Here is a 22,187-nt window from a genome sequence, read left to right as displayed (position 1 = left end):
TCTATTCCTAACCAAGAAATTGTCCGTGATTACTAGCCTTAAATAAATATACTTGTAATTGATACAAACCAAGGTGAGAACGATGACAATCCTAGCTACTGAATATAAATACGTGCAACTCTACGGAGTGTAATATGCCTATGATTGAAGGAACTTCGATGAAAATCGTTCTCATTAATTACTTCTGTAAAGGCTTACGGCTGGAGTCCTGAAGAATTGCAGCAAAACAACTACCTCACCTTAAGTAAAATTCACTCCGCATTGGCTTACTACTGGGAGCATAAAAAGGAAATAGATGGGGATATAGAGCGACGGGAGCAGTACGCCCAACGACTACAGCAGGAAGCCGAGAGAATTAACAGATAATTTGGCAGCATTTATAATAATACTTTGCCCTATTTTAGTTCGTTAATCATGTCGGAAGAAGATATCCGTGCTACGCGGCTGGAAAAAGTAGAACAGCTCAAGCAGCTAGGGATGAATCCCTACGCCTATCGTTGGGAAATAACTCATCACGCCGCTGAGTTACAAGAAAAATTTGCTGATTTAGCCAGTGGTGAAGAAGTTGATTTGGATGTGGCGATCGCTGGACGTATTATGGCACGTCGTGTCTTTGGTAAGTTAGCTTTCTTCACTCTAGAAGATGAAACAGGCACAATTCAGCTTTACTTAGATAAAAAGCGTATCCAAGAATGCATGGCAGATGTTGATGCTGATGCCTTTAAGCATTTAGATAAGCTTACCGATGCAGGTGACATCATCGGCGTCAAGGGGACAATTAAACGGACTGAAAAGGGCGAATTATCTGTCTACGTAAAAGAATATACCATACTTACGAAATCTCTTTTACCCTTACCTGACAAGTGGCATGGCTTGACAGATGTTGCTAAGCGCTATCGTCAGCGTTATGTTGACTTAATTGTTAACCCTGAAGTCCGACAAACCTTCCGCCGTCGCGCTCAAATTACTGCTGGTATTCGTAAATACTTGGTAGAACGTGATTTTATTGAGATTGAAACCCCGGTTCTACAATCGGAAGCAGGGGGTGCGGATGCACGTCCATTTATTACTTACCACAATACTTTAGAGATGCAGTTGTATCTGCGCATCGCCACAGAACTCCATCTCAAGCGGTTGATTGTTGGTGGATTTGAAAAGGTGTTTGAACTAGGGCGAGTTTTCCGCAATGAAGGAATTTCCACTCGGCATAACCCCGAATTTACGACACTTGAAGTCTACCAAGCTTACGTTGACTACAACGATATGATGGCGTTGACGGAAGGTATTATTACCACCGTTGCCCAAGAGGTTTTGGGAACACTGCAAATTACTTACCAAGAACAAGCAGTTGATTTAACTCCGCCTTGGCGGCGTGTGACAATGCACGAGTTGGTAAAAGAATATACTGGCTTGGATTTCAACTCGTTCTCGACTTTGGATGAAGCGAAAACAGCAAGTAAAAATGCTGTGGTTGAAGGTATAGAAGATTGCTCATCTATCGGCAAGTTGCTCAATGAAGCGTTTGAGCAAAAGGTGGAGGCAAACTTAATTCAGCCCACCTTCGTGATTGACTACCCAGTAGAAATTTCACCATTGGCAAAACCTCACCGTTCTAAGCCTGGTTTGGTGGAGCGATTTGAGTTATTTATGGTGGGGCGGGAGACTGCGAATAGTTTCTCGGAGTTAACAGATCCTGTCGAGCAGCGTCAACGCTTGGAAGCACAAGCCGCACGTAAAGCGGCAGGTGATTTGGAAGCTCACGGTGTTGATGAAGATTTTCTCACAGCCTTGGAATATGGTATGCCCCCTGCTGGTGGTTTAGGTATTGGGATTGATCGCTTGATCATGTTGCTAACTGACTGCGCTAGTATTCGGGATGCGATCGCTTTTCCGTTACTCAAGAAAGAATTAACCCAAGATACGGAGGAAGACAAGGCTTAGCAATTTATCTTGAGGTGCGTTACGTTTCACTAACGCACCCGACAAATTTGGGAATTGTATATTAAGATATACAATCTAAAATGGTGTGAGGTAGAGCATTCCTATTGCAAGCAAAAGAAATAAAAGATAAACTGAAGTCACTCATCAAAGAAGCATCTTCAATCGACGCCAATTTAGCGAGAAGATTAGGTGAGATAAATCGCTGGGTAAAAGATGTCAAGCCTGGTTCACTGACAGCTAAAAAATTTGTCATGCATTTCCTGCAACAGATAATCAAGGATGCTCAAATTTGGCTAGACATCAAATCCTTAACTTCAGAAGAAGAGCGACAGTGGTATTATCAGCAAATGACAGCAACTGAAAGCTATTGGTATAGCTATTTATTTCCTAAATGGCTAAACGAAACAGATCCAAAGTTTTCTATCTGGAAACAAAAACTGATGGCAGGGGAGTTTAATCAGGCTGATGGTAATTTTCTGAAATCTGTAGCTACTGATATCATCCGTCGTGAATGCACTTTTTGGCAGTGCTATATAGCCGATTTGTCAATGGCAACTGATATAATTGTTAGTAGTAGAAAGGAAAAGCCACTGTGTATTCAATTAACTAGCCTAAATAATGAATTTTTTCCCGAAAAGTCTGAGGATTGGGAAAGTAACCTGCAAAACTGGGGTATAGATAGAGGACTTTTCTTAAGTTATAACCCTAGTACAAATAATTTTGTGCATCAAATAGTTAACATCGCACTATATAACAGTGATAATCTAAGAACAGGCATTTATTTAAAATTAAGTTTATAGTCACAAGTCAAATGCATTAACTGGTTTTTGCATAAACAGGTATTACCTAAACTAGGTCATTATGGTTAAAGAAAAACAGATTGAGCCTCAAGAGAGATTAGAAAAATTTATTCAACATTTACAAGAAGCAAGACAGTTGCAGCGAGACTGGATGACTTATGGGCTTGATTGTGTAAACTTGTATGTTGATGATGTAGATGGAGATTGGGTAGAAAAATGGGGTGAAGATGAAAAAACGGTTTTAGAATCTGTTACCTCTTTCCTGGAAAGTGGTGACTGGGTGGCAGTGAAGGTACGCAAGCACCTTAAAAACAAATCGCTTCAAGAAATTGCTGTCGATTTGGAAAAATGCTTAAGTCTTTCGGAAGAAGAAAACCGAATTTTTGCTGTCAAAAATGTGTTAGTTAGCAACGATGGTGATTACCGAGATTCAACTGATAAAATTGATTTACTAGATTTAGCCGAAAGCCTGCTGGAAAAGTTGACCGATGTGTTAGATGAAACTCAAGATAAAGTAGATTAGTGCGATCGCCTAACGCTTCTAAAACCCCGGTTTCGCAGAATTTACCGGGGTTTTGTTGAGCCTCAAACGTTGGTTTATGCCAAAATTTCCCGATGTACACCTTGACTAATTTGCTACTTCCGCCATTTCAATAATGCGTCCTTCGTAGTCTTTAACTAAAAAGTTCAGTGGCTTTTGACTACGAATTTTAAATTTCAAACCACGCACTTCGACTCGCATTAAAATCATTTCCAAGCAATCACGATCAAAGCAAACATGGCGTTGCTGATGTTTAACGCCGATGCTAGCTCCCGTAATAACGTGCAGTTGGACGTTTTTCTTCAACTGATACCACAGCCCCTCACTAGCATTTGTCATTCTACTGGAGTAGGCAGGGCTACTGGAGAGGTAAAGTGGATCGACTCCGGCTGCTCCTATGGTTTGCTCGTAGTTGTAGTAGTAGTGTAAAGGTACTTCTGCTGCTGGTAAATCTAGCAATCCTTCATACAACTGCCGTGCTATTTCTAAATCCGACGCCATCACAGTGTATACTTTTGGTGCGCTGGTAAGAAATAACCACATAGCACCAGCATAAGCTGCTAGCAGCATCACCATAATGCCCTGAGTTGAGAATAGGCTATCTAATGGTAGGTTTGGTAAAAAAGAGCCTAGAGTATAAGGCTGAACAAGATCAGAGATACTACCAATGGTTGCAAGCATGAAATTACAAGGGGATAAATAACAACAAATTACGCTTAAATTGAGTTTTGGCTGACTGATCTAAAAATTAATAAGACTAATAATACCTAGTCTATCAATGTCAAGCTCAGGTTGAGGAAACTGTTTTTCTAGTTTTACATAAACTACACAACTCATCTGTGACGTTGAGTCGTTCAAATTGTCTCCGGTACGCCCATCAAGCTTTGTTGATCTAGGGTAAGTGATTATAGCTGAGAGTCGCAACTAGTTGTGGCTCTACTTTATTAGTATGTATGTTAAAAGATCAGTAGCTAGGCAAAAACCTGTTGATTTGCGCCTACATACCGATTTTTTACGCTTATTCTCGTTTTTGGTGGCAAAAGTTTGTGCAAATCCCTCATTTTCCTGAAGCTAATCATCCGCTGGTAAAATCAATGTTTCATCTGAGCGACGAGGAACTGCTGAATCTGTTTCAGCACCATCCCGACGCGGGAAGGTTCTTTACAGCAATTTTTTGTCGCTATAGCCCAATAGTTTATACGCTAATTCAGCATTCGGCACGATCGCCTGTACAAGCTGACTATCTTTTTGCCCTAGTCTGGCGACAGGTTTACTCTGAACTTGGTGGATTAAATCTCGACAATAGTCAAGGAGCTAAAGAAAATCTCACTTTGCAAAATTGGCTAATTAACATGACTGCTCGCTGCATCAACGAAATTGAACTACCCCCCACAGAAGCAATTCATTATTCGCTCAAAACAACTTCTCCACCATTATGGTGTTATGTCGAACAAGCTTTGGATCAACTTCCTCCCATGTTACGACTAATGGTCTTGATGGCGCAAACTTTTCATTGGAGCGAAACTAGAATTGCTGCCTACTTACAAGCTGAAGGAGAAGCGATCGCTCCTAACGAAGTAGCCAATTTTCTCCAAGAAGGTTATCGTATGTTAGAGGAAAAATTACCAGCAGATATTCGTGCCATATACTTGGGCGAACATTTACTTCAACCAGGTGCAGCGTAGAAACTCTTATTTATATTAATTCTGTTGGTAAAAAATAGCTTTATTAAACTACGGATAATACTTATGGACAGAGGGCATTTTTTACCAATATTTTTACTTTTAACTATTTTGTTCCAGCCGATGACAGCAACTGCTGCTGATATTACCGAACAACTTCACCGTCCCATAGGTAGTTCTTTGAAGCGAGAATCAAGGAATGAAGCAGACAGATTATTGAGTTTAGGTGAAAAACAGTACCAGCAAGGCTCTTATGCTAAAGCGATCGAATCTTGGTTACCAGCGCTGGAAATATATCGTTTACTTGGCGATCTCAAAGCACAAGGTTTAACTTATGATTTCTTAAGTAGAGGTTATGTTCAACTAGGGCGAGACAAAGCTGCTGACGATGCTTTACGCAGAAGATTAGCGTTTGCTCGAGATCTTAAAGATTTTCAAGGTCAAATTTTTGCACTAAATAATATTGGTACATTTTTACTCCAAAAAGGAGAGGCACTTGCTGCTGTGAAAACCTTTAGTGAAGCTGTGGAAATTGCTCGTTCTGTGAAAAATATAGAAGGGCAAGGACTATCATTAAGTAATCTAGGTCTAGCAACAGCAAGGTTAGGAGATTACAATAAGGCAATTAAACTATATGAATCTGCTTTGAATTTCCGCCGTCAAATTCGGGATAAAAATGGTGAGACAAATACTCTAAATAATTTAGGCGATGCTTACCTTGCCGCACTTAATTATCAAGATTCAATTGGCGCTTACGGATATGCGTTGCGACTAGCTAAAATAACAAGCGATCGCACCAGTCAATTACGAGCGATTGATGGTTTAGTTATGGCACATAGTGCTGTTGAACGTTATCAAAGAGTTTTCGACTTACTACAAGATCGATTAGCACTTGCGCAAGAGTTACAAAATCCGCAGGAAGAATTGAACTCTTTTGAATATTATGCACAAGTCTGTGAGCAACAAGGTAATTATTTAACTGCTCGTAATTTTTATGAGAGAGCGATTATTATGGCGCAAACGTTAAAAGATAGTAAAAAGGAATTATTTCTTGTTGATAAGATGAATAAAATGCCTAAACGATAGATGTGAGACGCTCCAGTGGAGCGTCTCTACAACAACACTTTTAATTCAGGTATACGGAACCATTTGGCTCAATTCTCATGGTAGTTCTATCCATGTTAAAGTCAGTTGTTTCCCGCAATGTAAGTTGCAAACTTCCTTGTGAAGATGAACCTTGTGGTGTTACCATCAGTAATCCGCGATCTTGACGGTAGAAGGTTACAGTTTTAGGTATAGCCAAACCTTGCAACATTACCTCTGACTTTCCGCCTAGAGTTCTTTGTGTGCTATCGCCAATGATTTGATAAGTAACAGGTGCGTTTGTTTCATTGACCAATTTGACACTTACTTTGCCACTTGTCGGTGAGACTGTTGCAACTGCAGTTTGTTGTGGTAAATTGTAAGACCTATTGGTTTGTTGCTGTCCTTGTAAAGGTGGTTGAATATAATTCGTATTTGTTTGTCTGCTACTTTGATACACTCTAGTTTCTGACGATGAACTATTCATGTTCATGTCTTGTCTTTGTTGCATTGTTGGTGCTGACGGAGTTGTTTGCTCAGTTGTTTCACCGCCTACGCCCATTTGAATTTGAGATTGTGAAGGTGTTGCAGGATAGTTACTAGAACTTACACCTTGTCCATTCTGTCTAGTGAAAGTATTTGCAGGGCAACCTTCAGGAACAAATACTCTGGTATCATGTGGCTGTTCGTAGAATATTTTTGGGCAAGGATTAACCTTAGCGTTTGGCTTTTGTTGCGGCTGCTGTTGCGCTACTACTAATTGAGGAACAGCAGGTACAATTAGTAATCCACCACAAAAAGCACCAAATAGGGCAACTGATGTGTTGCGTAACTTTTTAGTTATTTGATTCATTTATTCCTCCGAAAAAAAGATTTAAATTTATGAAAATATCTGAGTGCGTACTTTAAACTGACGCACCCTACTTAATTATGATTAACTCACAACTCTAAGCTAACAATCACCAATAGTTCTGACTTCTTACTATAGAAGTGAAAATATATGACAGCTAAGAACATGTTTTCTTTCTAACGTAAGAAAACATCTATCATTAGTCGCATACATACAGCAGATTTCAACTTAATGAAGTACAAAATACCCCACACCCCACCCTACCCTCCCCGATCTTCGGGGAGGGTAGGGTGGGGTGTACTCCATTTATATGCAAAATGCTGTAAAAACCCGGTTTCTTTTACGAAACCGGGTTTTTTAAAGTTTAAACGTTAAGCTTCTTCCCAGAGTTTGCGGACGTGATCTGGTAACCAACTAGCAATTTCCTCAATTCTTTCTTTGGATAATTCATCTTTGGTAGCAGAAAATACCGCCTTAACTACCTGTTCGCGGTCTACCTCTGGCTGCAATCCACCTTCATTGGCAACTCGGAATAAAAAGCGGTCAGAATCAATCTTAAAAATGCCGGGTCCTTGCCAAGGTGGACGAACTCGGCTGAGGAAGCCGACTATGGGGTTTGTATCGTGCCACAAATCGGCAATTTCCATTTGCAGCGCTTTATCTTCTGTAGGTAATGCCTCTTTGTGCAGTTCCTGTTCAACTCGATCAGCGGCTTCTGTAGTCATGAGGTCGCGCATAACGCGGAAGACTACCTCTGTTACGTCCCTAGCGTCAAATATATCCCCTAAACCGCCTTTCACCAAAACTTTTTCTAAGAAAGGCAAATCTTTTGTGTTAATGGGAGCTGATTCTGCTTGAGCTTCTGCTTCATACTTTTGTAATACTTTACGTCCTTTCTCGGTCGATTCGACGTTTTTGACGTGACCATCACCAGTAAATTCAGCTTTGATATACTGATTTTGATTTAAGTAATCTAAATGAGCTAACAAATCAGCTTCTGTTAATTGATGACCTGCTACGGTGATTCCTGCGAAATTAACTTGGTGGGAACCCTGACCACTTTCTTCAATTTTTTTTAGTAAGGTGTAAGTTACATCTTTTCTTATGGGAATTGACATCTACCCCTCCGGAATGTTTTTAAAGATGGCTTGTATCTGAATAAATGCCAATATTTCCCTATCAGTTTGTATTGCTACTTAAGTATGTTTAACTCGTTGGCAATTTTAAACTTAGAGAAACTGAGTTAATGACACTATTTTTCAGACATTGCCATATAAATTATTAGGTAGTGTTACTCAGTCGCATCTGCCACAGGAAACATTTATGAATTGGGGTGTAGAATTTAGGAGGTAGAGGGCGGAGATTTTATCACACCTGACAACATAATTTAAAGTTCCGTAGCCAAAGGTAGGGTAACAGTAACAGTGGTGCCAACGCCTTGAGTACTTTCTACGCTAATTTGCCCCTGATGGTTTTCAACAATGGCTTGAGCGATCGCCAGCCCTAATCCCGAACCAGTAGCATGTATCGCTGTACTTCCAGACACATGGGTACGTGCTGGATCGATTCGGTAAAAACGATCAAACAAGCGGGGTATAGCTTCTTTTGGTATACCAATTCCGGTATCACTAACTTTAATTTGCAACTGGGCAGCACCATAACGTAATCCAGAACGGTTGATTCCGTCTATACGTGCCAATTCCACATTCACTTGTCCAAATGGATTTGTATATTGCAAAGCATTACGAATCAAGTTTGTGAACAACCGCACTAATTGATCCCAGTTGCCTATCATCGTAAACCAACTGTCAAGTAATTCAGGATCGCTTTGTCTGTTGCTGGCTTCAACCAATTTCAAAGTCAGGGCGATATTCTTTTCTTTTGCTAACAAAAGTTGTTCTTCCACTACTTCCATTAGCAAAGCATCAATAGGACAAGAGGAAAAACTGATACTGATCCCACTATCTTGGCGTGCTAAAAATAGTAAATCATTAACTAACTTTCCTAAACGCTGTGTTAGTCTTTCTACTACCTTTAATTGTTGGCGATAATGTGTAAGATTAATACTTTCTGTTGGTGTGGACTCTAAATCGGCAAGGGCAACTTGTACATTAGTTTGAATTAAAGTAATCGGACTTCTGAGTTCGTGAGAAGCATCAGCAGTAAATTGTTTGAGGCGTTGATAAGACTCACGCACTGGTTCCATTGCAATACCAGAAAGAAACCAACCACTAGCTGCTACTGAAATTAACATCAATCCAGTACCAAGTGCTAAATCTAAGATTAACTGACGACTAGGTTTTGTAACTTCAAACCAGGGATGGCTTACACGTAAATATCCCACTACCTGTCGTCCAATTTGTACTCTATCTGTTACTTGTCTTAGTAAAAGTGGAGAAAGAGAAAAATCCTGACTCCTGTCTCCTGACTCCTGTCTCCTGACTCCTGACTCTTGTCTCCTAACTACACGAACAGTTTCCCCATTACGGTTGGAATGAATAGGAATATTCAATGGCTCAGATAAACTTGACCAAAGCAACTCACCCGTAGGACTAAACCATTCTAGGTCAATGTGGTCATCTTCGACTGTATCAGTACTACCGCGAAAACTAGCTTCGATATTAATACGGAATTGACCAGATTTAACAGGTTCAATGACAAGCGATCGCTCAACCACTTCCACCACATGATTCAAGGTATCGTCAATCCGTTCAATCAAGGTACTACGGACATACAAATACACCCCACAAGCAAATAGTAGTAGCAATACTGCTGTTACGGCAGTATACCACAAAGCCAGACGGCGACGAGTAGCTTGAAACATAATATTTGATTACGTGTTTATACCATTAAATTAAATTCTAATTTAGTTGGAACTTCAGCAATTTTGCTGAACTGTAATTTTTCTAACTGGTGTTAGATTCTGTTTGCAATATATTTACCAGGGTGTTTGTAAAACTTTAGTATAACTGAGCTTAAATACTCACTGCAAGACATTTACGCTTCCAGAAATTAATGCAGATTTTTAGTCTAGCTAAAAATCTCAGTACTTATGTTGTCCAAGACAGCAATATTTTGCCAAGATGATGAAATGGTATAAACTCCTAAAAATTATCATACTTTTTCTAATTTATCCTAGTATTTTACTCAAAGTTATATTTACACAACCAGCAGCATATGCTACACAATTTAATTTAGCAGACGTTGTTCCTATTGAAGAGTATAAAGTAGAACCACCTCAACAAACGGAAGATGAAAAAACGCAAACAAACACAACTGAACCATCTATAGAGGAACAACCAAAACCAGAAAAACCTCAATTAGAATCACAACAAACACAAGAAAAAATCATTCTTGATGCTTTAACAATAAGTACAATTAAATATCCTTGGGTTGTGAATCCAACAGATAACTTCACATTTGCTCCTCAATTATTTAAACCAAATCAAGAAGAAAATTATCTAGAAACAGATTTACGTGTTAGATTTGATAAAGATGATCAGATTATCAATAAGTTTACCTATGCTCATTTTCCTCAAGCCGAACAGTTTTATTGGGTTCTCGATCAAAATCGAATAGTGATTGAAACCAAAGGTTCACAAGCAGGTATTGTTTACCAAGGAAGAACAACAGATACTAAAATTACAGAAAACGTTACATCAAGCCAAGCATTTTGGGGATTACAATCTCTATCTATTATACCTGTAGATTTGAGAAATTTGACTGGTAAAGTCGATACTCAAGATTTTACAGTCACGTCTATAGCTGGACAAATAATTAATCTTGAAGGTATACCTGCCGGACAGGTTATTATTAATAGCGGTGTTAATCCACAAGATCCTAACGTCACAGTTATAAAAAAATCTACACCAATGATTGGTAATGCTTCTACCTTAAGTTCTCAAGGAGGCGAAGCGTTATTTAAATTTTTAGACTCTGACAATGCCCCACTAATTCTACAAGGATTTCCCACAACAAATCTTCAATCCTTACTAGATGATGGCAATATTAAACTACAAGAAGGAGAAATCATTCCTAATCGGGTTTTAGAAGCATCAGGTATTTTCTGGGGAAACATTTTAACTGGAAAAGGCTTTAATTTCACTGCTCCTATTTCTTCTTTTCCTGGGATTAAAATTGCCCAACCTGACAAATTTAGTAATTATGATTTATTAAATATAGCCGTTAACCCTTCACTCTCTCCTACTGAGAGGGATTATCATTACCTTAATTCTCTACTTTGGGTATCTCTTGGTAAAAGAAAACCAGAGGTAGAAATTTTATCAGAGCAGCAAGAAAGTTATGGTTGGCATAAATTTTATATTAGTTATCCCCATAATCGCAGTATCATTCAATATGATCCTATAGAAATTAGTGCTACTTACTCTAATATTTTCTCTAATCCTGGATTGTCTATAACAGCTAGTTTCAATGATTTAAGTATTGATTCTACTCAGACTTTTAATTCCCTATTAGGAATGGCATTAGGTGCAGTATTTGAAGTTATTAAAATCGACAATATTGATACATTTTTGGCAGAAGCTAGGCAAAAATTTAAGGACGGAGAAAGTTTTGTTCCTTTAAATACAACCGCAACAGATCTTCAAAAGAGACAAATTAATCAAAGACTGAATCAAGCCTTAAGCTATGCTAATTCAGCTAGTGATATTGAGCAGGTATCTGGTACTTTGACATTTCCCAGTAAAATTACTCCTCATAACTCTACTATCTTTCAAGTGAGAACAGGAACTCACAAACGAGTAGTGCAGTTTCTGGAAAGAGATATTGCTATTTTACGTGAAGGTGATTCAATATTTTCTGATTTAAGGCTATCTAATCGAAAGTTTGGTCCTCTCAGTTTTATTGGCGTACCAGTTCCTTTAAATAATACCACCATTCAGCCTGTTAATGAATCTTCTGCTGTAGAAGTGATTTTAACTAACTCTGAAAGTCAAATTGTACAACAGTTTAGTTCAGCCGACAATACAAATGTACCGCTGAATGTTCGTTCTTCTGATTTAGCATTTGATTATATTGAACTGACAAGAGTTGATTTAGTTCAAGATAGATTTAAAAGCTTTAATGGTTATTTATCTCTACCTTCTGTCGAATTTTTAGTTGCTGGTTCTTCAGGAGATTTTAACTACAGTGCTACCTTAGGAGGTTGGTTTAATATCAATCCTGATTCTGCCCCAAACGTTGATAATAATAATTTGGGACTACAAGAACCTACAGTAGGTTTATATACTAATCTTTTACTTAATTATATTAAAACTAATGTTCATTTGGACTCACAAAAAAAACCTGTTGCCGTCAATACACATATCCCGTTTTTAAAAATTGACTGGAATAGCGCAGCTAACAGAAATAATCCCTTTTCAACTTTTGTTAATTATCTGTTTCAACATCAAGGTAGAAAAGTAGGATATTATATCTCACCTGGTATAGCTTTTATTGAAGATAATAGTAATGGAAATTTAATCGGTTTATTAAATGGGGGGTTTGGTATTAATACTGGCTTTAATTTTAAAACTAATTTAGAAATAGGTAAAGATGTTTACTATGAGTTACAAAGTTTACAAAAAGTTAATAAAAACCATCAAGCGGGGTTATATTTGCGAAATTACAGTTTGAAAAATATTGGATTAAATACTAGACTTTCTGGTTTGAACTACGGTGTGATTTTGCGCCATGTTCTTCCTAATAATAATGTTTATCTAGAAACAGAAATTGGTACAGGTAGTCAAGGGTTTGATTTTAAAATGCAAGGTAGTTACCGATTTTGAGTAAACTCAAGCGATCGCCTACATGATAAGAAACCCGGTAACTTTTACGAAACCGGGTAACAGATGTCTTACTATATAATTTAACTGATGAGTTCACCAGTAGCAGAAAGAAAACATTTGTTTAATCCATAGCACCACCACTAATACCATCTGCACCAACAGCCGCTTTAATGATCGTTGCTTTATCTTCAATTGTTGTGGCGTTTATCAACTCTTGCGTTACTTGAGCGTCGAATGAGTTTGCAGCATCATCAGGTATAGCTGTAACTTCTCCTGGTGTTACATTGAGAGTTGCAACTTCTTGATTTGTTCCTGGATTTGTCGAAGTAGGTGTAACTGTTAATGCACCATTATAATATAAACTAGCGGGTAGAGTAACTTCACCAGAAACGCTGAAAGAAGAACCAGAAGGTCTAACAATTGTCACAGCACCACGAGCGGAAGCTTGGTCTGCTTTTGCTGGTGCTGCCATGAAATTTCCTAAGCTGATCAAACTTAATAAGCAGACGCTTCCTTTAACGATTGAAGATAGTTGAACAGACAATTTATTCATGGTTAATTAAATGGGATAGTTTGTGTTCACGTTTTAAATTTAACTTCACATTTGCCAAGTAACTTCAGCAATAATACTGAAGTTAATCATAAATCTTGGCGCTTATAAATGAGAAAAATAATTCATTAAATTGGTGTGGTCACATAGCGTGTGCTTTGTGAGATCGCGCTTTAATTAGAAACCGATTTTCTTAAAGAAACCCGGTTTCTTGAGGAGTCAAAATGAAAATATTGAATCATCTGCTTACGATATTATTTGTATTATTTCCGACACTAGTTGCTCAATCTGAATCTAATTTACTGCAACAAAACTTCTTTGTTCCTCAATTAAAGACCATTAGTCTTCATAAACTATTACTTGCACAAGTAAATACTGTTAAGGCTGGAGTAACTTCCACAGATGATAACGGTACATTTTTTGTCACTGATTTAATACCAAATACTAAATACACAGTAAGAATTTATGAATTATATTATGGTGGTTTGACTAAAACTATTACTAAAAACTCGCAAACTTCTAATAGCTGTGGACAATATGTCATCGGTAATTTGAATAAAAATGCTTATAATCTAATTGTCAAAATAAATTTAGAAGAAGATAATAGTTCTGTTATTACTTTTACAAAGCTAGCTGTAATAAAACAAGGTGCAGCAGCAATACCTGATTGTATGTTTTACAATAATTGAACAAAATTCAATTTGCTATAAATATTTAAATTATATATGTAATAAATTTATCTTTACTACACCGTATTTCTTCTTTTATCGTCACAATTGACAGTTTTTCACTCTGGTTAATATTAGATCCTATAGGGGAATAAACCTGTAGTATATTGAATATTCCCCTGTAGAATGAGCTATACTCAGCTTCTGCTCCGAAATGCCTAAATCAAAAAAGACAGTCCACCCGATTAATCTAAGCGATCCGCAATATTATTTCAACCGAGAGTTAAGCTGGTTGGAATTTAACAGTAGAGTTTTATATGAAGCTTGCGACTCGCGCACACCACTTCTCGAACGTCTGAAGTTTCTGGCGATCGCCAGTTCCAACTTAGACGAATTTTTTATGGTACGTGTTGCGGTATTAAAGCAACAGGTAGAAGCCAAAGTCAGCCAATTAAGTTTCGATGGGCGCACACCCCAACAACAGTTAGATGAAATTAGCTTGACTTTACGTCCTCAAGTAGCCCAACAACATCAACATTTCGAGGAAGTTATTCGACCATTGCTTTCTCATCATGGTGTTCACATCCTCAACTATATGGATTTGACGGAAAAACAGCAAAAATATCTAGATAACTACTTTGAGGAGCAAATCTTTCCTGTTCTCACTCCCTTGGCTGTTGATCCTAGCCATCCTTTTCCCCACATTTCTAACCTCAGTTTAAATCTGGCAGTGGTAGTCAAGAACCCAGAAACAGAAGAGGAATTGTTTGCCAGAGTTAAAGTACCAAATAACATCCTACCACGATTTGTTTCCCTACCGACGGAGTTGGGAATTCACCACGACCTCGAAGCAGCTGTTTGGACAGGTACACCACTAGAACAGGTGATAGCCCATAACTTGGAGTCTCTATTTCCAGGGATGAATATTCAGGAATATCATCCCTTCCGCATTACTCGTGATGCCGATATAGAAGTAGAAGAAGATGAAGCTGATGACTTGTTGTTAGCGATTGAACAGGAAATACGTAAAAGGCGTGTTGGTGGTTCGACAGTAAGGCTGGAAATTCAACCCCAAACTCCAGACTCAGTTCGTTCTAGGCTATTGGAAGATTTAGGCTTAGCACAAACAGATATTTACGAAGTAGAAGGTTTATTGGGGCTGCGGGATCTGATGTACTTTATGGCATTACCATTGCCTGAGCTCAAAGACGCGCCTTGGCAGTCTGTAGTACATCCCCGTTTGCAAAGGATTAGGGAACCGAATCTGAACTCGAATAGACGCTCCATCGAGGAAGGAAAAGACTTTTTTGCTGTCATCAGGGAACGGGATTTATTCGTACATCATCCCTATCAATCTTTTTCAGCTTCGGTGGTACGGTTTATTACCACTGCTGCCCACGATCCGGATGTGTTGGCGATTAAAATGACTCTTTATCGCACAACTAGCGACTCGCCGATACTTAATGCCTTAATTGCTGCTGCAGAAAATGGTAAGCAGGTGTCTGTATTGGTGGAACTAAAAGCACGGTTTGACGAAGAGAATAATATTAGCTGGGCAAGACGCTTAGAAAGCTTCGGAATTCATGTTGTTTATGGTTTAGTCGGGCTAAAAACTCATAGTAAAATTGTCTTGGTAGTGCGGCGTGAACAAGACAGTATTCGCCGTTACGTACATGTCGGTACTGGTAATTACAACCAGAAAACAGCGCGAATTTATACAGACTTAGGGTTGTTTACTTGTAGTCCGGAAATCGGCTCTGATGTTACAGATGTATTTAATTACTTGACAGGGTATTCACGGCAAAAGTCTTATCGAAAATTGTTGGTAGCACCAGTGAATATGCGCGATCGCTTTGACGCTTTGATTCGGCGTGAAATCGAAGCAACTCGAAATGGCTCTAATGGGCGGATTGTTGCCAAAATGAATTCCTTGGTAGATCCGCAAATTATCGCTACTTTATATGAAGCTTCCCGTGCTGGGGTACAAATTGATTTAATTGTCCGAGGAATTTGCTGTTTGCGCCCTGGATTAAAAGACATTAGTGAAAATATTCGCGTTGTTAGCATTGTTGGGCGCTTCTTAGAACACTCCCGCATGTATTATTTTTACAATCACGGACAAGAAGAAATTTACATTGGTAGTGCCGACTGGATGCCACGCAATCTCGATAGAAGAGTAGAAGTAATTACTCCAGTAGAAGACCAAGATATTGCTAAAGATTTGCAAGAGATTTTGGGCATTATGCTGGCAGATAACCGCCAAGCTTGGGAGTTACAACCAGATGGCAATTACATTCAGAGGCGTCCTGGGATTGATTGTCCTGAAGCTAGTTCACAAAAAACTCTGATGTCTATGGCTAATCGATCTACTAGTATCACTGCCAACTTAATTAATTCAAAACATACTCATAAAGATTAATGGATCAACTCAGCTTTTTTAGAAAAATTTAATTTTTACTAAGGAATCTAACTATTTGCAACAGAATAACACAGTTTATTCAACCATTGGATAGAGTAAGTAATGGCTGTTGTTCTCATAGACTATAAGAGTTATCTTACACTATCTTTCTAGTTTGCTTGGATGTTAATGTTGTCTTGTAAACCTTCTACCTTAAAAGTTCTAGTAGTTGACGATCACGAACTGACTCGTTTAACTTTAAAGTTAGCTTTTTCATGCCAAGAAAATATTCAAGTTGTAGGTTTAGCCAGTAACGGTCAAGAAGCTGTAGAAATGGTTAAACGCCACTATCCAGATGTCATCGTCTTAGATTTACAGATGCCAATTATGGATGGATGGAGTGCATCTTGTAAAATTAAAACAATTGCTCCAGATACTCAAATCATTGCTTACTCGTCAATGGAGGATAGTAAGTCCAGAGAAATGGGGAATCTGGATGCCTTTTGTAAAAAAGATACACCAACAACTGAATTGGTTGCTTTAGTTAGACAGTTGGGACACGCTCAGTGTTAAAGGAAATCATGAAATATACAGCGCAACAGGCTCGGCTCAGTCCCAAATTGGGAATAACAGATTATTTAATGGCGTCGGTACTTTAGTTGAAAAATATTTGTAACCGACGCATTTTTATTGTTTATACCATTAATAAGTGAGCAAATTAGTTTGCGTCTTGTGGAAAGGTGCGTCTATATTCATCAATTAACTCGTCCATTTCTTCCAAAGCCTGATTGACATCAACTCTCAAAGTCCCCAAATTTGGTTGCTCCAAGAGACTAAGCAAATACTCTCTTTTACTTTTAACAATGGCAATCCTTTCTTTTAAAGTTAGTAAATCCATATCCGTATTACCGTACTTAACAGTTATTAAATTCCAACAAGAGCGCAAGTAGTCAATAATTATTATAATATATAGCAATTTTGTCGCCGAGTTAGGCGATCGCCACTGCTTGTGCCTATAGATATCTTTCCACTATGCTGAGATTTTAACGGATATCCATCAACCTCAGCTCATGTTACGCAAAATTTCTTTAGGAACACTAGGTTTAACTATTGGTAGCATTTTAACTATTATTGGCTTCGTCGCCTACGCTGGCAATAATGCTACACTCAATCTGGCAGGATTTTTCTACGGGATTCCCTTACTACTTGGAGGCTTAGCACTTAAAGCCAGTGAACTTAAGCCTGTACCCTTCACTCAACCAACAACGCCAGCAGTATTAGCATTACAAAAGCAGCAAGCCACTAGCACACAAAATCAAATCCGTCAAGACATCACCCGGTATCGCTATGGTCAAGATGCTCATCTAGATAGCACTTTATCTTTTCTCGGTCTTGGTGCTATGGAAGAAGAGCAGCCAGTACTAACTGGGTTAAGAGAAACCGAAGTTAATGGAGCTTACGCCTTAATTCTAGAGTTTGACTCGCCCCAAGTAGCAATTGATGAGTGGCAAAATAAGTTAGAAAAGATGACTAAATATTTTGGTCCTGGAGTAGAGGTTACAGTAACACAGAAAGAACCAAATCAAATAGAACTAGCTTTAATTACTACGCCTAAATCTACATGATACTTACAGACGCCCCGGCGGGGCGTCTCTACAATCAACATCATGGTACAGACGCTCCGGTGGGGCGTCTCTACTTTTCTAATCGTACAGCGTACCACTGTAAATATTGATCAGGACCCAAATCTAAGTCGCAACTAGTGTCGATTAAATATTGTGCTTGCGCTTGGTGTGAATCAAAAGAACGCAAATCTGAGGGTAAATCTTCAAAGTTCATCGTTTGAAGAATGGAAGTGAGCTTTGTTAACAATTCTGAGGCAGTCAAAAATTGCTCTGGTTGATTTGTTTCCAGAACAACAAAATGATCCTGCCGATACATGAGTGGGTCAGGCATGAGGAGATTTACAACTCTGATGGCAATTACAGGTTAAAACTTGGGCATCATAAATAATAACATTTTCAACTCCATGCTCTAAGCATGATACATTCTTAATCTCATTTTTTTGTAAAACACTACTAATGTCAGGCACAAGGCCATTGTTTAATCCAACCCAACCCCCTCTAATTCTCGTGGCTGATGATGACAAAACCACGCGAGTGCTGTTGCGTGAAGCTATGGAAAAACAAGGGTATCGAGTGATTGAAGTCAGTAATGGCAAGCAGTGTTTAGATGCTTACACTGATGTCAAACCCGATTTAGTTTTGCTCGATGCCATTATGCCAGTTATGGATGGCTTTACGTGTTGTAAAGAGTTGATTCAGATTGCTAAGAATAATTTAGTACTGGCACTGTCCTCTTTCGATTCTGAATCTTTTTTTGGTAATACCATTATTTCTAAATTGTGGGATCGCACCCCTATATTAATGATTACAGGTTTGGATGATCCAGAGTCAGTAGATCGTGCCTTTGAGTCGGGAGCAAGCGATTTTGTTACCAAACCAATTCATTGGGCTGTATTGCGCCAAAGGGTACGACGGCTACTGCAACAAGCACAATTATATAAACAGTTAGAAGCCGCCAATCAAGCTTTACAGGATCTGGCTAATCTAGATGGCTTAACGAGAGTAGCGAATCGTCGCCGATTTGACCACTACTTAAATACTCAGTGGTTAAATTTAGTACACAATTCTCCTCCTGACGCAACGCCAACGCCCTTGTCACTTATTTTGTGCGATATCGATTTCTTCAAACTTTACAACGATAAGTATGGTCATCCTGCTGGAGATATGTGCCTGCAAAGGGTAGCAGGTGTTTTAAATGCTACAGCGCAGAAAAATCAGGATTTAGTAGCGCGTTATGGCGGAGAAGAATTTGCGGTGATTATGCCCAATACCTCGGCGGCTGGTGCAGTTCACGTTGCGGCGACGATGCAAGCCGGAGTCAGGGAACTGGAAATTGTTCATTCTGAGTCTGCTGTTAGTCAGTACGTCACCCTCAGTTTAGGAGTCGCGACTACCATCCCCAGTTTTGAAACTTCGCCCTCAGGTTTAATTGAGGCAGCAGATAAGGGACTATACCAAGCAAAAGCTGAGGGACGCAATCGTATTATTCTTAAACAAGTAAACTATTAATGATCTTATAAAAGCCGATGACGGGATTTGAACCCGTGACCTGCTGGTTACGAATCAGCTGCTCTACCACTGAGCCACATCGGCGTACACAATCAAAGATTATAGCATAATTATCAAAATGGTAGAACCCAATTCTCAAAATCGTATTAAACCTGAACAATATGCCCGTCTCAAAGCAGAAATGAAAGCGCCTTACCGTGGCTTACGAAAATTTATTTACCTAGTTTGTGGTGCTTCTGGTTCTATTGGTGCATTTATCTTTTTTACACAGCTACTTGCTGGACGTAATGTTGATAGTGTATTGCCTAACCTAGCCCTTCAAGTGGGAGTGGTTGCTCTGATGGTTTTTCTCTGGCTTTTGGAGCAACGTGGGCAAAGACTTTCATAAGTGGGTTTTCTGAAAATACGTTAAATTTCTATACAATAAACAACAATCATGACAGGAAAATTAAAAAAATATTAGGAATTCTGAGAAATAACACATTTCATTAGAAACTAGTAATTGTTGAAACGAGGTCAGCTTAGATAAAGACCTTGAATATAAAACCGCTTTAATAAAAAGGGGTCAGCCAATTTTAAAGACCCCAAAATTAGTATAAAAAACTACAATACAAGCGCCAGACTGTTAATTTACATGTCTGGCGCTTTTAATTTTAAAGGAGTCGTAGAGACGCTCCGCCGGAGCGTCTCTACTTTAAGGAACCTTGACTAAATAGGGTGATGCAATAACTTGCGCACGCCCTGCATTAACCAAAGCTTGATAAACAAAAGCCGCTACTTCTGCCCTAGTTGCCTGACGATTAGGACTGAGTTGCCCAATTGTTGGGTAGTTAACGACTAATTGCCGTGCTGTTGCTGCTGCGACTGAATCTGTGGCATACTTGGGAATCTGAGCAGCATCGGTATATACTGAGAGTACAGTTTGATTTTGAGCAGTCAAACCCAAACCATTAGCTAAGGAAACTAGAACCTGCACACGGGGAATTTGCTGCTGAGGTTTAAAAGTGCGATCAGGATAACCAGAAACAAAGTTACCTTGGTAGGCTGATTGAATTACTTGGTATCCCCAGAAGTTGCGATTTACATCAGGAAACTCATTCTTCTGTCGCTTTGCTGCTGGTTCAAAAGCTTTGGTAACAATGGCGGCAAATTGAGCGCGAGTGACAGGTTCGTTGGGTTTAAAATTGCCATCACCAAAGCCAGCAATAATGTTTTTAGCTGCTAAAGCTTCAATGTAGCTTTTTGCCCAGTAACCTGTAGGTACATCCTTAAATGCAGTTGCACCGCTTGCGGGTGGTTCAACTTTAGCGACGACCAAATCGACTTTACCAGAAATTCGACCTGGTTCAATATCATTGCCGATCGCCACTATTGTACTGCCTGTAGTCGCATTTAATACATCAAAGAATTTTTTCTTGTCTTTGCTACCGTTGTTACGGATAAGATTTTTGCCAGGATTTTCTTGAGTACCTAAATCTGGTTGTGCATTTTGAATTGCAACTAAACCATGATCTCGATTATTTTCAATAACGTTGTTACGTAGCACTGGTTTAGCAGAACCGTTGATGACAATGCCACCATTATTTTGAATAATTTGGTTATCACTAATTAAAGGTGATGCCAGATCACTTATGGCTACTCCAAATCCTGTATCTTGAAATAAGTTATTACGAATCTGTCCAGAGGCAGACTTAGCGATAGAAATTCCATTGCCTTTGTTTTGGACAAAGATATTATTTTCTATTTTCGGATTGGCTGTTCCTGTAAGAAAAACACCATCGCGAATACTGTTCGTAAATGTACTGTTCGTAATTACCGCATTGGTTGATTCAACCCACACACCAGTACCACGGTTCTCTGGGTTAGTGACAGTTACGCCAGTGATTGTACTATCTTTATCGGCGCGAATTGTCATATTTTGACGAGCAAAGGTGGGACTAATATAAATACCACTACCTGTAATTAATACTGCCTGACCTTTATTAGATTCATCACCCCGTAGAGTCACACCTTGTTTAATTAATAACGGAAAGGTTTCTCCGCTCTCTTGGTTATACGTACCAGGAGCCAGTTGAATAACTGTACCCGCTTGAGCGTCTTTGAGCGCGTTGGTGATAGTTTTATAGGGCTTGGCTTCGTCTTTACCGACACCTGTAGTATCTGTACCAGTTTGTGGGTTGACGTAAATAACTGCTTCAGTAGTTGGAACTTGGGCTTGAGTTACTGTGATTCCAACTTTGGCTGCACCAGCGTTTACTTGAAGTGGTAGCAGCATTGAGCTAGTGGAAAAGAGTAAGACTGTGAGTCCTGAATAAATAGAAAAATATTGTAGCGGAATATACAATCCCTGAGATTTCATTTTGATTTGCAAATTCAATGTGCTAGTAGTCATAGTTTGTGCAATGTAGAGACGTTCCGGCGGAACGTCTTTACAGTATCCTTGCCAAACTATAACCGTATGACCAGCACAAAAGCAGCTGGGTTCCCTATATTCTTCAACTGCACGCTTATATAAAAATTTACAAACCTTACTATACTTAGTATGCTAAAGTTTCTAATGTTTCCCGTAAATACCGTTGTACTTGTTGTTCAAGACTTAAGTGTTGCAATTGAGCGCCGCGTTCTGATTGCCAACGTTGGAAACCTGAGCTAGCTGCGATCGCCCATTTTAAACTATTCCACATTTCAGTATCACCCTGAAATTGGGGACTGTTATTTGTGTGAATTCGAGCCATAGTACCGCACCTTAATTGT

At 39.0% G+C, this 22,187-nt stretch carries 22 protein-coding genes and 1 tRNA gene; 13 read left to right on the top strand and 10 right to left on the bottom strand.

The window, feature by feature from the left end:
- The first annotated feature begins 216 nt into the window (after positions 1-216).
- The 4 genes from ICL16_RS44905 to ICL16_RS23205 all read left to right on the top strand — a co-directional run bounded on the left by ICL16_RS44905 (position 217) and on the right by ICL16_RS23205 (position 3,264).
- Positions 217-366: a hypothetical protein gene (locus ICL16_RS44905; protein WP_202895666.1), complete on the top strand. Its 150-nt coding sequence runs from the start codon at positions 217-219 to the stop codon at positions 364-366.
- A 48-nt stretch (positions 367-414) separates the two neighbouring features.
- Positions 415-1,941, top strand: coding sequence for a lysine--tRNA ligase (gene lysS, locus ICL16_RS23215; RefSeq protein ID WP_190832466.1), 1,527 nt, complete (start codon positions 415-417; stop codon positions 1,939-1,941).
- 104 nt (positions 1,942-2,045) lie between these two features.
- Positions 2,046-2,741, top strand: coding sequence for a hypothetical protein (locus ICL16_RS23210; RefSeq protein ID WP_190832463.1), 696 nt, complete (start codon positions 2,046-2,048; stop codon positions 2,739-2,741).
- 61 nt (positions 2,742-2,802) lie between these two features.
- Complete coding sequence (locus ICL16_RS23205) at positions 2,803-3,264, top strand: hypothetical protein (RefSeq protein ID WP_190832461.1); 462 nt, start codon at positions 2,803-2,805, stop codon at positions 3,262-3,264.
- Between the two features lie 105 nt (positions 3,265-3,369).
- Here ICL16_RS23205 and ICL16_RS23200 read toward each other — a convergent pair whose 3' ends face one another.
- On the bottom strand, positions 3,370-3,963 hold the full coding sequence (locus ICL16_RS23200; protein WP_190832459.1) for a glyoxalase-like domain protein: 594 nt from the start codon (positions 3,961-3,963) through the stop codon (positions 3,370-3,372).
- A gap of 365 nt (positions 3,964-4,328) precedes the next feature.
- On the opposite strand from ICL16_RS23200, the gene ICL16_RS23195 reads away from it, so the two are divergent.
- Both ICL16_RS23195 and ICL16_RS23190 read left to right on the top strand, forming a co-directional pair.
- Positions 4,329-4,967, top strand: coding sequence for an RNA polymerase sigma factor (locus ICL16_RS23195; protein WP_190832457.1), 639 nt, complete (start codon positions 4,329-4,331; stop codon positions 4,965-4,967).
- Between the two features lie 63 nt (positions 4,968-5,030).
- A complete protein-coding gene (locus ICL16_RS23190) occupies positions 5,031-6,050 on the top strand; it encodes a tetratricopeptide repeat protein (RefSeq protein WP_190832455.1) in 1,020 nt (339 codons plus the stop codon).
- A gap of 40 nt (positions 6,051-6,090) precedes the next feature.
- Here the strand turns inward: ICL16_RS23190 and ICL16_RS23185 are convergent, their stop codons facing one another.
- From ICL16_RS23185 to ICL16_RS23175, 3 genes are all read right to left on the bottom strand, one after another.
- Entirely contained in the window at positions 6,091-6,900 is an 810-nt protein-coding gene (locus ICL16_RS23185; RefSeq protein WP_190832452.1) for a hypothetical protein, read from the bottom strand.
- Positions 6,901-7,268: 368 nt separating this feature from the next.
- Positions 7,269-7,736: a DUF2267 domain-containing protein gene (locus ICL16_RS47355; protein WP_337907107.1), complete on the bottom strand. Its 468-nt coding sequence runs from the start codon at positions 7,734-7,736 to the stop codon at positions 7,269-7,271.
- Between the two features lie 548 nt (positions 7,737-8,284).
- The gene (locus ICL16_RS23175; RefSeq protein ID WP_190832447.1) at positions 8,285-9,721 is read right to left on the bottom strand and encodes a sensor histidine kinase; all 1,437 of its coding nucleotides are present in this window, start codon (positions 9,719-9,721) and stop codon (positions 8,285-8,287) included.
- A 259-nt stretch (positions 9,722-9,980) separates the two neighbouring features.
- Here ICL16_RS23175 and ICL16_RS23170 point away from each other — a divergent pair, with 259 nt between their 5' ends.
- On the top strand, positions 9,981-12,683 hold the full coding sequence (locus ICL16_RS23170) for a hypothetical protein (protein ID WP_190832445.1): 2,703 nt from the start codon (positions 9,981-9,983) through the stop codon (positions 12,681-12,683).
- A gap of 121 nt (positions 12,684-12,804) precedes the next feature.
- Here the strand turns inward: ICL16_RS23170 and ICL16_RS23165 are convergent, their stop codons facing one another.
- Positions 12,805-13,236, bottom strand: a complete 432-nt coding sequence (locus ICL16_RS23165) for a hypothetical protein (protein ID WP_190832443.1) — start codon at positions 13,234-13,236, stop codon at positions 12,805-12,807.
- 221 nt (positions 13,237-13,457) lie between these two features.
- Between ICL16_RS23165 and ICL16_RS23160 the strand changes: the two genes are divergently transcribed.
- The 3 genes from ICL16_RS23160 (at position 13,458) to ICL16_RS23150 (ending at position 16,872) form a co-directional block, all read left to right on the top strand.
- A complete protein-coding gene (locus ICL16_RS23160) occupies positions 13,458-13,922 on the top strand; it encodes a hypothetical protein (protein ID WP_190832441.1) in 465 nt (154 codons plus the stop codon).
- A gap of 193 nt (positions 13,923-14,115) precedes the next feature.
- Positions 14,116-16,320, top strand: coding sequence for a polyphosphate kinase 1 (gene ppk1 / locus ICL16_RS23155; RefSeq protein ID WP_190832439.1), 2,205 nt, complete (start codon positions 14,116-14,118; stop codon positions 16,318-16,320).
- A gap of 162 nt (positions 16,321-16,482) precedes the next feature.
- Entirely contained in the window at positions 16,483-16,872 is a 390-nt protein-coding gene (locus ICL16_RS23150; protein ID WP_190832431.1) for a response regulator, read from the top strand.
- Between the two features lie 145 nt (positions 16,873-17,017).
- Here the strand turns inward: ICL16_RS23150 and ICL16_RS23145 are convergent, their stop codons facing one another.
- Positions 17,018-17,197 carry a hypothetical protein gene (locus ICL16_RS23145; RefSeq protein WP_190832428.1) on the bottom strand — a complete coding sequence of 60 codons (180 nt, stop codon included), beginning with the start codon at positions 17,195-17,197 and terminating at the stop codon, positions 17,018-17,020.
- Between the two features lie 172 nt (positions 17,198-17,369).
- On the opposite strand from ICL16_RS23145, the gene ICL16_RS23140 reads away from it, so the two are divergent.
- Positions 17,370-17,924: a DUF2854 domain-containing protein gene (locus tag ICL16_RS23140; RefSeq protein ID WP_190832425.1), complete on the top strand. Its 555-nt coding sequence runs from the start codon at positions 17,370-17,372 to the stop codon at positions 17,922-17,924.
- Between the two features lie 70 nt (positions 17,925-17,994).
- Here the strand turns inward: ICL16_RS23140 and ICL16_RS23135 are convergent, their stop codons facing one another.
- Positions 17,995-18,255 carry a CRR7 family NDH-1 assembly protein gene (locus ICL16_RS23135; protein WP_190832423.1) on the bottom strand — a complete coding sequence of 87 codons (261 nt, stop codon included), beginning with the start codon at positions 18,253-18,255 and terminating at the stop codon, positions 17,995-17,997.
- Between the two features lie 125 nt (positions 18,256-18,380).
- On the opposite strand from ICL16_RS23135, the gene ICL16_RS23130 reads away from it, so the two are divergent.
- On the top strand, positions 18,381-19,433 hold the full coding sequence (locus ICL16_RS23130) for a response regulator (RefSeq protein ID WP_190832412.1): 1,053 nt from the start codon (positions 18,381-18,383) through the stop codon (positions 19,431-19,433).
- 12 nt (positions 19,434-19,445) lie between these two features.
- Here ICL16_RS23130 and ICL16_RS23125 read toward each other — a convergent pair.
- Positions 19,446-19,517, bottom strand: a tRNA-Thr gene (locus tag ICL16_RS23125).
- Between the two features lie 34 nt (positions 19,518-19,551).
- Here ICL16_RS23125 and ICL16_RS23120 point away from each other — a divergent pair.
- Positions 19,552-19,821: a DUF3493 domain-containing protein gene (locus ICL16_RS23120; RefSeq protein WP_190832410.1), complete on the top strand. Its 270-nt coding sequence runs from the start codon at positions 19,552-19,554 to the stop codon at positions 19,819-19,821.
- 306 nt (positions 19,822-20,127) lie between these two features.
- On the opposite strand, the gene ICL16_RS23115 is transcribed toward ICL16_RS23120, so the two are convergent.
- Positions 20,128-21,792 (bottom strand): DUF1565 domain-containing protein, encoded by a 1,665-nt coding sequence (locus ICL16_RS23115; protein WP_190832722.1) that lies wholly within the window; start codon positions 21,790-21,792, stop codon positions 20,128-20,130.
- Between the two features lie 178 nt (positions 21,793-21,970).
- Entirely contained in the window at positions 21,971-22,168 is a 198-nt protein-coding gene (locus tag ICL16_RS23110) for a hypothetical protein (RefSeq protein WP_190832407.1), read from the bottom strand.
- Between the last annotated feature and the right edge of the window lie 19 nt (positions 22,169-22,187).

Source organism: Iningainema tapete BLCC-T55 (assembly GCF_014698965.1).
GTDB lineage: Bacteria > Cyanobacteriota > Cyanobacteriia > Cyanobacteriales > Nostocaceae > Iningainema > Iningainema tapete.
Note: the sequence above shows the minus strand (reverse complement) of the source record. Positions and strands in the feature narration are given on the sequence as shown.

Coding starts and splice junctions, on each gene's coding strand:
- lysS (WP_190832466.1), top strand. CDS start 415: ATGTCGGAAGAAGATATCCGTGCTACGCGGCTGGAAAAAGTAGAACAG.
- ICL16_RS23160 (WP_190832441.1), top strand. CDS start 13,458: ATGAAAATATTGAATCATCTGCTTACGATATTATTTGTATTATTTCCG.
- ICL16_RS23170 (WP_190832445.1), top strand. CDS start 9,981: ATGATGAAATGGTATAAACTCCTAAAAATTATCATACTTTTTCTAATT.
- ICL16_RS23150 (WP_190832431.1), top strand. CDS start 16,483: ATGTTAATGTTGTCTTGTAAACCTTCTACCTTAAAAGTTCTAGTAGTT.
- ICL16_RS23130 (WP_190832412.1), top strand. CDS start 18,381: ATGTCAGGCACAAGGCCATTGTTTAATCCAACCCAACCCCCTCTAATT.
- ICL16_RS23185 (WP_190832452.1), bottom strand. CDS start 6,900: ATGAATCAAATAACTAAAAAGTTACGCAACACATCAGTTGCCCTATTT.
- ICL16_RS23115 (WP_190832722.1), bottom strand. CDS start 21,792: ATGAAATCTCAGGGATTGTATATTCCGCTACAATATTTTTCTATTTAT.
- ICL16_RS23190 (WP_190832455.1), top strand. CDS start 5,031: ATGGACAGAGGGCATTTTTTACCAATATTTTTACTTTTAACTATTTTG.
- ICL16_RS23205 (WP_190832461.1), top strand. CDS start 2,803: ATGGTTAAAGAAAAACAGATTGAGCCTCAAGAGAGATTAGAAAAATTT.
- ICL16_RS23165 (WP_190832443.1), bottom strand. CDS start 13,236: ATGAATAAATTGTCTGTTCAACTATCTTCAATCGTTAAAGGAAGCGTC.
- ICL16_RS23110 (WP_190832407.1), bottom strand. CDS start 22,168: ATGGCTCGAATTCACACAAATAACAGTCCCCAATTTCAGGGTGATACT.
- ICL16_RS23140 (WP_190832425.1), top strand. CDS start 17,370: ATGTTACGCAAAATTTCTTTAGGAACACTAGGTTTAACTATTGGTAGC.
- ICL16_RS23145 (WP_190832428.1), bottom strand. CDS start 17,197: ATGGATTTACTAACTTTAAAAGAAAGGATTGCCATTGTTAAAAGTAAA.
- ICL16_RS23135 (WP_190832423.1), bottom strand. CDS start 18,255: ATGCCTGACCCACTCATGTATCGGCAGGATCATTTTGTTGTTCTGGAA.
- ICL16_RS23120 (WP_190832410.1), top strand. CDS start 19,552: ATGGTAGAACCCAATTCTCAAAATCGTATTAAACCTGAACAATATGCC.
- ICL16_RS23200 (WP_190832459.1), bottom strand. CDS start 3,963: ATGCTTGCAACCATTGGTAGTATCTCTGATCTTGTTCAGCCTTATACT.
- ICL16_RS23175 (WP_190832447.1), bottom strand. CDS start 9,721: ATGTTTCAAGCTACTCGTCGCCGTCTGGCTTTGTGGTATACTGCCGTA.
- ppk1 (WP_190832439.1), top strand. CDS start 14,116: ATGCCTAAATCAAAAAAGACAGTCCACCCGATTAATCTAAGCGATCCG.